Below are 13,535 nucleotides of genomic sequence, written 5' to 3'. Positions count from 1 at the left end.
GGCTTTTTTACAACCTCTGAAGGAGCATGCCGATGACCGTGAATCGATATGCGAATTTCGAAATGGCGGCGCTTTGGCCGCTCATCCGGCTAAACGGATAAGGTTGAGACGTTTCCGCGCCTCTTTCAGATGTTGCTGCCAATAATTGCGATAGCCGTTCGACCAGATCCGCTGTGCCGACTGTTCCCCGATGGTTCCGGCTTCGTACGAGGCCAGTCCGCGTCTGACTTCGAAATAGATATCGGTCAGGTTTTCCGAAAGATTTCCGAAGCTCAGGTCATAGAATTCGGCAGGGTCCGGCCCCGGTGAGAGTTCGTCGTAGTGGTCCAGGTAACGTTTAAGGCGAAGATAGGACTCGAAACGCGCATCCAAATCGTGGGCCAGTTTGTACGCGTGGTAGGGTTCTTGAGAGGCGAGTCGCCTGACGGCGGTATCCAATTTCAGTAATGAGCTTTGCACGCAGCTCAGCCAGTCCGCCAGCTGATTGGCTCTCACGTGCTCGATCAAGCGGCAATAGTCATGTGCGGCTTCGGCTACCGCTTCGAGCGGGGTTTTATCGTCAATCACGTTTTTTGATCGGTTAAAGTCCAATTGACTCCAAATCGTACCAGCATCTTCAGCGATCAATCGTGCCGCTCCGAAGTCATTGCGTTAGAGGTTCGAAAGCCGATCGCTCGCTGCAAGCCAAAGCGCATCGTGAACAAGTCTAGTCAATCCGGGGCGATTCGCTCGCGGCGGCGGTGTCCTCGTAGCGCATGGAACGTCCATCGCTATGCCGGAAAGGAGTTCCGGAATGGCTGTTCAAGGCCAGAATTCCCTCGGCTGAGGAATGCCTGCGCGATCCTTTGAAGTGCTCGATTTTGAGATCAAGATCTCAAAGATATCGTAACGGGTGAATATACTCTCTACAGCCGAATTGTAAGAAGCCGACTTAGGGCTAAACTCAGGTAAAGTCACAAGTCCTATCTCTCGATTTATGGATCACGATCCGGCTCTGCCTTTCAAGCTCGATATCGAAGCGGCCTCGGTTTGGCTGGATGGATTGCCCGTGGCCAATATCCGTGAAAGCTGCCGTGTACTTTATCCGGTATTGCGGGCGTTGAACGCTTCCGCCATCGAGCCGCGCCTTCGTTTTGCGATCCTCGAGAAATGCCGAGCGACAGTGACGGGGCTTGATAAGGGGCTCCTGTCATATTTCCTTGACAGGCCTTTTCCATTGGATGGAAAGACACGGAAAATCGCCAGTCTCTGCTCCAGATTTCATGGCGAGCTGGCCGCGGGTTATAGGCAACTCGTGGAAGCGGAGACATCTACCGGCGTTTTTAATCCATCAGAGCAGGCTTTGATCATCGGGCGCGCATTCGAGTACTACGCCAACAGCCTTCTAAGATCTGCTCAGATTTATGAGGCGCAGCCCTCGGCTTTTTGGTCGTTCGTCTTCGGGCTTTTCCGGCTGGCGGAAGAGCGGGGACTCTGTCATTCGTCCCCGGACGACAAAGCCTTGGGAACGGTTTCCGTCCCCCTGTTCTTTAAGGTCATACTCTTGTTCGGGATAGCCGCTCCAAGTAGGCTCAGCCAGCAGGACATGCAGCGGCTGTTCGATTTTTTGGTGGCTCATGCGGATCTCGTGAGAATCGAGTCGACGCCCGTCAGTAATGGGGCGCGTGCCGTCTTGTGTTTCGATTTGTCGGTCGGCGGACCTATCATGCCGGTGCCCGCGCCTGCCCCGGTCGACAAGCCGGGTCTTAGGTTTTTGTTCATGGAACGCTTGCTCAATGAATTTCGCAACGAGATTCGGACGGACGGCAAGCCAGAGGAAAATCCGCTGGCCTTGGTTCTCCCCAGACTCGGCGATCGTCTGCCGAATCAGCCGGAACTGACCGCGCGGCGTGCCGCTGCCAGTTTGGGAGTCGAGGCAATCGCCGCAACAGTGGGCCGTATCGAGTCACGCCGAATCAGCGGCGCCTCCCAATCCCTTTGGTCGAACCTGGACCAACTCGAATTGGCGCCCCTGAGTTCGGATATGCGACCGGAGATTCTCGGCTCAAAATCCACAGGCACTTTTGCCGCCGCGCTGGTTTCGGGTTCGGGAGCCAAGGACGAGAGCCTAGGCATTGGTTTCGGGGACATGCGTTCCGTAAAGGTCTACCGTAGCGAGCTTCCTGGTTTTTATATCATCGATTCCGGTGGGCAGGTCTTTCGCATAGGCGATCTGCTCGCATTAAACACCGACGATGAGATTATCCAGGTGGGGGTCGTGCGGGGCGGACAAATATACAACGGCCAGTTTTGCTACAACGTCGAACTGTTTGGAAATCGTCCGTGCTTTGTCCGATTTTTCGCCGACTCGCCCGGAAGCCGTGCGCATAAAGGTTTGTTGTTCAAAATGGGCACGGATGTGCCGGATAGTTTAGTCATTCCGCCTGTCAAGCTACGTTGCGGCGATACCGTCCTCGTGGAGGAGCAGGGAGAGAAAAACACCTTCCGAGTAGCCCGGCTTATCGAAGCCAATTCGAATTTCTGCCAAATAGCGCTTACGACAGTCGAAGCGCCAGCATCTTCCGTTTGAATACGCCTCGCTCGCGCTCAGACGAAACTCCAATCGGAGAACCTCGCCGCTTGGCCGCAGTAGACGCCTCTGGCATCGAGCAGATTCCAGATGGTTGTGTGCTCGATCAAAAAGCGACGCCCGTGTTTCGAGATGCGAATCCCCCGATAATCCTCGATATAGCCGCGAGCGGCGACTTCGGCTAGAAGGCGTTCCCGATTTTCCTGGTTCTGGCGCTCGGCGGAAAGGCGCGAGGGAAACGCGGTAAATTCCTCCCACTCCATGCCGAACAAGCTCATCGCGGTTTGATTGGCGTAGTTGAAAACCGGGTCCTTGGCCGTATCATGAGAAAGCACCGCGAACGGGGCGGAAAACAGATACCGGGCCGCTTCGTAGTGATTCATTCTCGGATCGACCAGCTCGCGCCCCGTCCAATGTCTATAGCTATCCCGCAAAATGGCTACGTGATCGGCCAAGAAACAGTTCTCTTCGCTGGGTTTGGGAAAAGCGGTCATGGACATGTACGGCTCTCAGGACGTAAATTAAGCCGCGCTTTGTAGGCGTAACCCGATAATAGCCCGTACCGAAGGCATTCCCGAATGACCGATAGCATCACTATTGCGACGGTGCCCGCCGGCACTGCCTGAATCGGCCGTTCGTCAAAAAAGAAGGACACCAGAGTAACAGGGGGAAATGGCTTTTGCGGTTAACGGAGGGATACAGTAGGCAGTTATGGAGAATATGTCAGCTGTCCCCTGGTGTCCGAAAGAAGAGGTTATGCAAAGATGTTAACGCAATGGGCGTGCCACGATTGAAAAATCAGTTAAAACAACGATATGCTCGTTTCGTCTGTGGGGTTGCAATCGGATTCGGGGCATCTGCCTCAATCCTGTGCGGGAAAACGCGCACCATACCTGTTCCGCCCGATCGGACATGCCTCGCGTTTCCACTGGAATTTGGCTCGGTCTGAAGTCATTGCGATGCGGAAGTACGGCGGTACCCTTGTCCATTGCTGCAGAGATGAAATGGGCCTCATCGAGGTTGTCGAAACCTGCGGCGTTCGCTCTCTTCATTTCGGCACCCATCCCAAACAGAGCGCCATGTCGCTCGCCGAACCCGATAAATTGGAGCTTTCTTATGCGAGGGCGATGCTCGCGGGACTTCTGTTCAAACCCGAGCCGCGCAAAATTCTTCTGCTGGGATTGGGGGGCGGTACGCTCGCGAGATTCCTGTTCAATCACTTCCCCGAATGCCGAATCGATGCAGTCGAGTGCCGACCGGCGGTCGCCGAGATCGCTTACGAATATTTCGGTCTTCCGAAGGATGCGCGACTCACCGTTCATGTTTCGGACGGAAACGAATTCGTCTGTGCCGAAGCCGACCGTCGGGAGGCGGAGTACGATCATATTCTGGTGGATGTCTTCGATCATCAAGGCCTTGCGGAGGCCGTAAATCAACAGGATTTCTTTTCGGCAAGCCGCCGGCTTTTGCACCCGGAGGGCATTCTCGCCATAAATCTGTGGGGAACGGAGACCCAGTCGCTGCGGCAGTCCATGGGACTGCTCAATCTTTATTTCGAAAGACGCACGATGCGCCTGCAGGTTCCCGGCCGGGGCAATGTGATCGGATTCGGTTTCGGAGAGCGACTCGAACACGCCGAGATCGCCGATCTGAAGCAGCAGGCGAAGACAATGGAGTTGCTCATGGGCGTCGAGTTTCCGCGTTTCTTGCGTCTGCTGTCCTATTCCGGCTGGCGGTGACGCGGCTTGTCTCGGTAGGTCAAGGGTTCTCAGTCTTCCGGACGAGGCCTGTACTGCCCCATGAGCTGTTGCTGAATATGCGGCGATACCGGTTCATAGTGGCTGAATTCCAGCGTATAGGAACCCTGGCCGGCCGTAAGCGATTTGAGCCGTGAATGATAGCTGCTCAGTTCGGCCAGAGGCGCGCGGGCGGCGACCGTCGTCATCCCGCTTCGCGATGGCGCCGTGCCGGTAACCTGGCCGCGTCGCGACGAGAGATCTCCGGTGACATCGCCGATCGTCGATTCCGGAATACTGATTTCCACGTTGACCACCGGTTCCAGCACGATGGGTCGCGCTTTCGCCACGGCATCCTGGAAGGCCTTCTTGCCGGCCGCGACGAACGCCACTTCCTTGCTGTCCACCGGGTGCGCCTTGCCGTCGTAAACCACGACGCGGACATCCTGTATCGGGTAGCCCGCCACGGCGCCGGTTTCCAATGCTTGTCGCACGCCTTTTTCGACCGCCGGGATAAATTGTCCGGGAATCGCGCCGCCTTTGACCTCGTCGACGAACTCGAAACCCGCCCCCCTCGGCAGCGGTTCGATACGCAGGAAAACTTCGCCGAATTGGCCGGCGCCGCCGGTTTGTTTCTTGTGTCGGTGGTGCCCCTCGGCCGGCGAGGTGATCGTTTCGCGGTAAGGAATTTTGGGCGGATGAGTGTCCACTTCCAGCTTGTACTGCTGTTGCATTTTTTCCAGCACCCTTTGCAAGTGGAGTTCGCCCAGACCGTGCATCACTTCCTCATGAGTCGTGGCATCGTATTCCACGTCCAGGGCGGGATCTTCCGCTTCAAGCTTGTGCAGGACCTCGGATAACTTGTGTTCGTCGCCCCGGCGCTTCGGAGTGATCGCCAGACCGAACACTGCATGGGGAAAGTCGAGAGGTTTCAAGTGGATATGGTCGTCCTCGGGCGCATCGTGCAGCACCGAATCGAACTCGATTTCATCCACCTTGGCTACGGCGCAAATGTCGCCCGGTATGCACCGCATCGCGGGAACGTGCTGCTTGCCCTGGAGCATGAACAGATGCCCTGCTTTGAAGGGCTTGCGGGACTCGCCGATGAACAGTTGCGTATCGGGGACGACGGTGCCTTGATGGATGCGGAATACCGAGATCTTGCCGACATACGGATCCATTTCCACCTTGAATACATGAGCCAGCGCATGCTTGGACGCATCGGGTTCCGACCGGAACGGCACGGCGTTCTTGCGCTCGGTGCTGGATGGCCAGCGTTCGAACAGGGGCGGGTTGCCTTCCTTGGGATTCGGCAGCAGTTTTACGAATGCGTCCGCCAATTCCGGAACACCGACGCCGGTGCGGGCGGAAACGAAACAAATGGGAACCAGGTGGCCGTTGCGTAGCGCCTCTTCGAAAGGGGCGTGCAAGGTTTCGGGAGCGATCTCCCCCTGTTCGAGGTATTGCGTCATGAGCTCTTCATCGACTTCAACCACCTGATCGATCAGCGCGCCATGGGCTTCGGTCGGTGACGAAAAATCGGTCCTGCCGTCCCCGTTGAAGAAGCAATCGATGACCCGTGTACCTTTGTCGGCAGGCAAGTTGATCGGGAGGCATTCCTTGCCGAAGGCATCGCGAATCTCCTTCAGGAGTTCCGGCAGGTTCAGATTGTCGCCGTCGATTTTGTTCACGACGATCATTCGACACAATCCTCTTGCCTGGGCCCATTGCATCATCCGGCCGGTGGTGAATTCGATGCCGTTGGCGGCGTTGATGACCACGGCCGCGGTTTCGACCGCATCCAGCGCGCACAAGGCTTGGCCCATGAAATCGGGATATCCCGGAGTATCCAAAAGGTGAATGCGGGTAGCTTTGTGGTCGATGTGGGTGACGGCGAGTTTCTGGGAATGCTGATGGGCTTTTTCGAGCGGATCGTAGTCGCAAACAGTGGTTCCTTTCTCCACACTGCCCGGCGTATTGATCATTCCCGTCTTATACAGCAGTGCTTCGACCAGCGTCGTCTTTCCCGCGCCCGCGTGTCCGACCAGTGCGATAGTCCTGATGTCTTCGGTCGAGTATGCGTTCATATCCGTCCTCACTCTCGCGATTTTGGGGGTTGAGTTCGAGTGTAGGGGAGTACGAGGGGTGAGTTCAAGTTAGCTTATGTTCTCAAAATGGACCTGAGTTTCGCCGATTCGACCTTGAGAACTCGGAGGTGCGCTCCCGTCGGATGGAGCCGTTCACCATTTCTCGTACGGCAGAAATATGCTGATCACGGCGGCGCCGATCCGATCTCCTTGAAATCTATCGGTTGGTGCGGATGCTTGATTACAGCGCGCAAGGAAAAAAATGTCTGTGTTACCTGTCCTTTCTTGCCGGCATTGATTCTTCCGTCGTTCCTTTTATCGGTTTAAGCGCAAGCATCGCCGATCGATTGCTAATCACACCGATAAGCAGCGCCATCGGCTACGCCATTGAGCACTCCGAGCTCCTTGAAGCTTTTCCAGACCACATGTGTGGCGCCTATCCCGTCGGCCTTTTTCAAGGCCCGAACCTTTGCCGCTTGCCGCCAATTCATGTCCTTTCCGTATCCCGAAGAGCCTTTTACATTGGCGATAAATCGGCAATTCTCCACGTCCGGCTGGAAAAGCTCTTTCGGTTCGGCATTTGAATCGCCCGTGGAAATTCCAACGACAACGAGTGCCGCGATGACGCGGAAAGCGATAGACATCATGACGACCTCCTCCGGCAAAGAATGGCAGCGGTTGACTCCCGATCTTCAAAGCTTGTGCGTAAAACGCTAATGAAGAACTCTTGACGCATCAAGCTGCAACTTAGATTTAAAGGGCGATGCAGGGTTCGCTTGATGTTTGCCGAATGGGGCACCGGCAGCGTTATGCCGCATGCATTGGGAGCAAGTCGTCGTTGAAACTGCGGTAAGAAAACAATAGGAGCCCGTTTGGCTCGTGCCTAAGCCGGGTCACGACTTCTCAAGTAGCTTTTCCACCCGCCGTGCCCGGTGATGTCGAGCGCGTCTGCCACCGCATAGGCTTCGCAGAGGAAGCCTTGCACGCATTCGCCGTCCGCGAGTTCCAGGGAGCCTATCCCTAAGGGAGCCGGGATTTCCGCGACAAAGCCGCCGAATTCCGCCACCGGCAGCTCCCAGACCTCGACTTCGATGGCGGCACCGGGCGCTTGCCGCAGCAGCCCGGGACGCTTGCCGTCCGGAAGGGCGTAGAGGCGATAGCTGCTTGCCGTGCGGGCGCTTTTGACTAGCTGCCCGCCCCGGCGGGTCAGTTGTCCGTTGAGCGGGAGCCCGGACAAATGGGCGCCGCAGACGGCGATCCGGACATGGCCCGGTTTTTCCCGCTCGGGTTGAGAAGAAGGCGCCGGCAAGGGCTGGCCGGTGGCGCCCATCGTCAGTCCAGCGGCGTAATGCAGCCGTTCGGCCAGATTCAGCAGGGCGTGATCGCTGCCGGCCGGGGCAAACAGCGTGATGCCGAACGGCAGGCCGCCCGGATTGAACCCTCCCGGCACGGCGACGGCGGCGAGGCATATCAGATTCATGAAGTTGGTGTAATAGCCGAGATTGCTGTTGAGCCGAACGGGATCGGCCTCGACCTCGGCAATCCGGTAGATCGTTCCCGTGGTCGGCGTCAGGATGATGTCCGCTTGCGTCCAAACTTCCTCCGCGGCCCGCTTTAGAGCCATGAGGCGATAGAAGGCGGCGAAGGTATCGCTCGCCGAGTGGTGCTTGCCGCGCTCGATGATCGTGCGTGTGACCGGGTAGACGGCATCCGGGTCTCTATCCAGCAGATCGCGTATCGCCAGATAGCGCTCCGCGACCCAGGGACCTTCGTACAACAGGCGGGCCGTTTCGAGAAACGGGGCAAAATCGATTTCGATTCTGCGACCACCGATGGCTTCCAGCCGTTCCGCGGCGGCCGCGAACAGCCGCTCAGCGTCCTTGTCGCCGAAGAATTCGAGCTGATCGGGCCGCGGCACTCCGAAACGGAAGCGCTCGGCGAATTCGGGCCGCGCCGTTCCATCGCATCGGGCATAAGGATCGGACGGGTCGAATGTCGCCACCACCCGGAACACCCGCCGCGCATCGCCGGCAGTCAAGGCGAATATCGACACGCAATCCAGCGAACGGCAGGCGGGCACGACGCCCGAGGTGCTGATGAGGCCCGGCGTGGGTTTGAGCCCGACGAGATTGTTGAACGCCGCCGGCACTCGCCCGGACCCGGCGGTATCGGTACCCAGTGCGAAGCTGACCCATCCCTTGGCCACGGCCACCGCCGAGCCCGAGCTCGATCCTCCCGAGATATAACCCGGATCGAAGGCGTTCGGGCAGGCGCCATAGGGCGAACGGGTGCCGGTCAGGCCGGTCGCGAACTGGTCCAGGTTGGTCTTGCCGATGGGAATCGCGCCCGCCTCGATCAGCTTCCGGACGGCGAAGGCCGATTGCTCCGGACGGTAGGCGTAGGCGGGGCAGGCGGCGGTGGTCAGGGTTCCCGCCAGGTCGATGTTGTCCTTGATGGCGAAGGGAATGCCGTACAAGGGGAGTTCGGCCGGCGAGCGCTGCTCCAGCGCATGGGCATATCGCAGGACTTCATCCGCCGGCAGACGGTAGATCCAGACGGGCTGCCCGGGTTCGGCGTCCAGCCGGGCGAGCAGGCCTTCGATCAATCGGACCGGCGTGATACGGCGCTGGCGGTAGGCCGCCGACAAGGTTTCGATATCGAGACTCGCCGGAAAATTATCGGTCATTGCTTATCCTCCGTTTGCAGCACGAGCAGGTCTTGCCCGGCGGCCACCGGGCCGCCTTCGGTGCAGAAAACGCCCCAGACGGTGCCGGCGGCCGGGGCCTGAATGTGAATCTCGGTTTTCATGGATTCGACGATCACCAGGAGATCGCCGGCCTCCACCCGGTCGCCCGTCCCCACCGCGATTTTCCAGACGCTGCCGGCCACATGGGACGCGACGGCCCGGGCGTCGGGCGGCAGATCGAGCTCGGTATCCGCCGCCGCTTCGGCCACGGCATGATCGTCGGCAAAGCTCCGTTCCGAACCGGCCCAGCGTTCCCGTTCCGCCTCGAATGCCGCCTGCTGTTTCGCCTTGAATGCGGCGATTTCCTCCCGGTGGGTCTCCAGAAACCGGTTGTACTCCCTGAGGCTGAAGGTTTCCTCGCGGATGTCCAGCTTCAGGCGTCCCCGGATGAAATCCTCGCGGTAGCGCGTCAGTTCGTCCGCCGTGACCGGGAAGAAGCGGATCTGATCGAAGAAGCGCAGCAGCCAGGGTTTGCCGTCCCGGAAATCGGCGGTTTGACGATAGCGGTTCCACATTTGCACGGTGCGCCCCACGAACTGGTAGCCGCCCGGACCTTCCATGCCGTACACGCAGAGGTACGCACCGCCGATACCGACCGCGTTTTCCGGCGTCCAGGTGCGGGCCGGGTTGTACTTGGTCGTCACCAGCCTGTGGCGCGGGTCGACCGGCGTCGCCACCGGCGCGCCCAGGTAAACGTCGCCCAGTCCCAGGACCAGATAGCTGGCGTCGAACACGATCCGCTTGACCGCCTCGATGCTGTCGAGGCCGTTGATGCGGCGGATGAATTCGATGTTGCTGGGGCACCAGGGCGCATCCTTGCGCACCGATTGCATGTACTTTTCGATGGCGAGCTGCGTGGACGGATCGTCCCAGGAGAGCGGCAGGTGGACGATGCGGGTCGGCGTTTCCATGTCGTCGATCGCCGGCAGTTCGCTCTCCGCGGCTATGAGCAGATCGAGCAGCCGTTCCTGCGGGATCGCGCGATCGTCGAAATGCACCTGGAGCGAGCGGATACCCGGCGTGAGGTCGACGATGCCGGCGATGTTTCGCTCCTTCAGCCACTCCATCAGGGCGTGAACCCGGAACCGGAGATTCAAGTCGAGAACCGGCGGACCGTATTCGATGAGCAGGTTGCAATCGCCGGACCGGCGATAGACCGCCGTGGGACAGGAGTCCTCGCCGGACCTTTCGTAAAGCACCGGGCTGCAGAGTGCGCGCGGATTGTCCCCGTGAAGTGTCGTCTGTCTTCGCGGTTCCGCCCGCGTAACAGTGCCGCCGTCGCCGATGCGGGACAGGGAAGCGTCGATCTCGTCCGCCAGTGCGCGGGCCTGGTCCGGGGTGACCGGCCGGAAGCGCACCGTATTGCCGGGGCGGAGTTGCCCCAGCTTCCACAGCTCGGCCTGGACGATCGTGACCGGACAAACGAAGCCGCCGAGGCTGGGGCCGTCGGGGCCCAGGATGACCGGCATGTCGCCGGTAAAGTCGACGGCGCCGACGGCGTAAGCGTTGTCGTGAATGTTCGACGGATGCAGCCCCGCTTCGCCGCCGTCCTGCCGGGCCCATTCGGGTTTTGGGCCGATCAGACGGATTCCGGTGCGGCTGGAGTTGTAGTGTACCTCCCAATCCGTGGCGAAGAAGGTTTTGATATCGCGATGGGTAAAGAAATCCGGTGCGCCGTGGGGCCCGTAAAGCACGCCGATTTCCCAGGCGTCGGTATAACTCGGGATCAGGTCCGTCGGCGGCCTAATGCCCGTCTGCGTCGTTGCGGCTGGCTTTTCGAGATGCAGCACATCGCCGGTGCGGAGTGCGCGTCCGGCATGGCCGCCGAAGCATCCAAGCGTGAAGGTCGATTTGGAGCCCAGATAATCGGGCAGGTCGAAGCCTCCGGCGACCGCGAGATAGGCGCGGCAGCCGTGGCCGTCGACCGGGCCGATACGGAGGACTTGCCCCGCTCTGACCGAATGCGCGGTCCACAGGGGCAGCGGTTCGCCATCCAGTTCTGCGCGCATCGCTGCGCCGCACAGCGATATCAGCACGTCGCAGTTGAACCGCAGGGTCGGACCGGTGACGGTCAATTCGAGCGCAGCCGTTCCTTCGGCGTTCCCGACCAGTCGGTTGGCGATTCGGAAGGCGAGGGCGTCCATGGGACCCGACGGCGGCACCCCCACGTCCCAATAACCGAGCCGGCCGGGATAGTCCTGTATCGTGCTTTGGGTACCCGGTTCCATCACTTCGAGCGTGCGCCGGCGATATTCGAAACCGGCGAGATAACCCGTGGTCTGGCTGCCTTCCCGGAATACCCCGTCGTCCGCGATCTGGCGGAGATAATCGAGGTTGGTTTCGATGCCGGCGAGCCGGGTTTCGGCCAGGGCTTGTTTTAAGATTGCGATGGCGCGGTCGCGATCCGCGGCATGCACGATCAGCTTGGCCAGCAGGGGATCGTAGAACGCGGGCACCTCGAGTCCGCGTGTTAACCAGTGATCCGTCCGCACGCCTTCCGGAAACGATACTTCGGTGAGGAGTCCGGAAGACGGCTGAAAGTTCTTGCCGGGGTCCTCGGCATAAATCCGAACCTGTATCGACGAGCCTTCGGGCTGGTGCCGATAGCGCTCGAAAAACGCCCGTTCGCCCGCGGCCAGCCGCACCATCCATTCGACCAGATCGACCCCGGTGACCGCTTCGGTGACGCCGTGCTCCACCTGCAGGCGGGTATTGACCTCGAGGAAATAGAATTGGCCCGTCGCCGCGTCGTACACGAATTCCACCGTGCCCGCCGAGCGGTAATTCACGGCGCGCCCCATGGCCAGGGCATGCGCATAAAGCCGTTCCCGCACCTCGGGACTCAAACCCGGCGCCGGCGTTTCCTCGACCACTTTCTGGTTGCGGCGTTGCAGCGAGCAGTCCCGTTCGCCGAGATGCAGAACGCCCCCTTGTCCATCGCCGAAAATTTGCACTTCGATATGGCGGGCGCGTTCGACGAATTTTTCCAGATAGAGCCCGGTGTCCTTGAAATTGGCGGCGCCGAGGCGCTGAACCGAGTCGTAGGCATCCACGAGTTCGGATTCGCTCCGGCACAATCGCATGCCAATCCCTCCGCCGCCCGCGGTGCTTTTCAGCATCACCGGAAAGCCGATGCGTTGAGTCTCGGCCAGAGCGTGCCGCACATCGGACAGGAGTCCGGTTCCGGGCAGCAGCGGAACGCCGTTCGCCTCGGCGATTTCGCGCGCCGTGTGCTTGAGTCCGAATCTTCGGATTTGCTCAGGCGTCGGGCCGATGAAGGCGAGCCCGCGTTCGGCGCATGCCTCGGCGAAAGCGGCGTTTTCGCTCAAGAAGCCGTAACCGGGATGGATGGCCTCCGCGCCGCTGCTTCGCGCCGCATCGAGGATGCGGTCGATGCGGAGATAACTCTCGGCGGCGGGCGGCGGGCCGATGCAGACGGCTTCATCGGCTTCTTCCACGTGACGGGCGTGGGCGTCGGCCTCCGAATAAACCGCCACGCTGCGGATTCCCAAGCGGCGCAGGGTACGTTGAATACGGCAGGCGATCTCGCCGCGATTGGCGATCAATACCTTGTCGAACATCGGTGTTCTTGCTCTTTCAGGATGGGGCGGGTCGTCCCGCCGTTTTCGCGAGCCACGGGTCGTCCCGCGGCGAATCGGATCACGGTTGATGGCATGCCCCGAGGCTGGCTGCCTCGTGGCTGGCGCGGTGCTTCGGCAACATGGAAAACCTGCCGGCGAGGTCGCTCATCCGTTCCACACCAGCAGCCGGATCGGTGTCGGGTTGTAGGCGTTGCACGGGTTGTTGAGTTGCGGACAGTTGGAAATCAGCACCATCACGTCCATCTCGGCGCGCAGCTCGACATATTTGCCGGGTGCCGAAATGCCGTCCGCGAAGCTCAGGCCGCCTTCGGGAGTTACCGGCACGTTCATGAAGAAATTGATGTTGGCGGTGATGTCGCGCTTGGTCATGACGAGCTGACGGGCGCGATCGCTGTGGGCCAGAGCATGCAGGAAGTTGTCGCGGCAGCTGTGCATGGGGCGCTTGTCGAGAGCATAGCGCACAGTGTTGCTCTCCGCGGCACAGGCGCCGCCCAGCGTGTCGTGGCGGCCGCAGGTGTCGGCGACGATGGTCAGCATGGGCCGCCCCTCGCTGGAATACAAAACCGAACCGACCCCGAGATAAAGATTGCCCTGGCGGCGTATGGTATCCACCGCACTGTAGCGCTCTTCCCGATCATCGGCGCTGTAGAAGAGGGTATCCACCGCCTGGTTGCCCTCCAGGTCGAGGATGCGAAAGATCTGGCCTTTCTTCACCAACCCCGTCCACGGTTCTCCGACCGGGCAGGTTTCGTCGAGAACGGCGTTTTCCGGAGCGAGTGTGCTTTCGATCAACAT

The 13,535-nt window shown here is 59.9% G+C and carries 9 protein-coding genes; 2 read left to right on the top strand and 7 right to left on the bottom strand.

Annotation, left to right across the window (positions count from 1 at the left end; genetic code table 11):
• Positions 1–81 precede the first annotated feature (81 nt).
• On the bottom strand, positions 82–567 hold the full coding sequence (locus ACR2R1_RS13425) for a DUF5063 domain-containing protein (protein WP_166642569.1): 486 nt from the start codon (positions 565–567) through the stop codon (positions 82–84).
• 409 nt (positions 568–976) lie between these two features.
• Between ACR2R1_RS13425 and ACR2R1_RS13420 the strand changes: the two genes are divergently transcribed.
• Positions 977–2,569, top strand: coding sequence for a hypothetical protein (locus ACR2R1_RS13420; RefSeq protein WP_434110473.1), 1,593 nt, complete (start codon positions 977–979; stop codon positions 2,567–2,569).
• A 17-nt stretch (positions 2,570–2,586) separates the two neighbouring features.
• Here the strand turns inward: ACR2R1_RS13420 and ACR2R1_RS13415 are convergent, their stop codons facing one another.
• Entirely contained in the window at positions 2,587–3,069 is a 483-nt protein-coding gene (locus tag ACR2R1_RS13415) for an MEKHLA domain-containing protein (protein WP_434101492.1), read from the bottom strand.
• Between the two features lie 504 nt (positions 3,070–3,573).
• Between ACR2R1_RS13415 and ACR2R1_RS13410 the strand changes: the two genes are divergently transcribed.
• Positions 3,574–4,308, top strand: coding sequence for a hypothetical protein (locus tag ACR2R1_RS13410; protein WP_240507063.1), 735 nt, complete (start codon positions 3,574–3,576; stop codon positions 4,306–4,308).
• 29 nt (positions 4,309–4,337) lie between these two features.
• Here the strand turns inward: ACR2R1_RS13410 and fusA are convergent, their stop codons facing one another.
• From fusA to ACR2R1_RS13385, 5 genes are all read right to left on the bottom strand, one after another.
• A complete protein-coding gene (fusA, locus tag ACR2R1_RS13405) occupies positions 4,338–6,392 on the bottom strand; it encodes an elongation factor G (RefSeq protein ID WP_133717510.1) in 2,055 nt (684 codons plus the stop codon).
• Positions 6,393–6,742: 350 nt separating this feature from the next.
• The gene (locus tag ACR2R1_RS13400) at positions 6,743–7,039 is read right to left on the bottom strand and encodes a hypothetical protein (RefSeq protein WP_434110471.1); all 297 of its coding nucleotides are present in this window, start codon (positions 7,037–7,039) and stop codon (positions 6,743–6,745) included.
• 236 nt (positions 7,040–7,275) lie between these two features.
• Positions 7,276–9,078, bottom strand: coding sequence for an allophanate hydrolase (atzF, locus tag ACR2R1_RS13395; protein WP_434110469.1), 1,803 nt, complete (start codon positions 9,076–9,078; stop codon positions 7,276–7,278).
• A complete protein-coding gene (gene uca / locus ACR2R1_RS13390; RefSeq protein WP_156880136.1) occupies positions 9,075–12,719 on the bottom strand; it encodes an urea carboxylase in 3,645 nt (1,214 codons plus the stop codon). Before uca ends, atzF begins: the two co-directional genes overlap by 4 nt.
• A gap of 165 nt (positions 12,720–12,884) precedes the next feature.
• Positions 12,885–13,535: an urea amidolyase associated protein UAAP2 gene (locus tag ACR2R1_RS13385; protein ID WP_077730777.1), complete on the bottom strand. Its 651-nt coding sequence runs from the start codon at positions 13,533–13,535 to the stop codon at positions 12,885–12,887.

The organism is Methylocaldum sp. GT1TLB (assembly GCF_051027445.1).
In the GTDB taxonomy this organism is placed as follows: Bacteria; Pseudomonadota; Gammaproteobacteria; order Methylococcales; family Methylococcaceae; genus Methylocaldum.
Note: the sequence above shows the minus strand (reverse complement) of the source record. Positions and strands in the feature narration are given on the sequence as shown.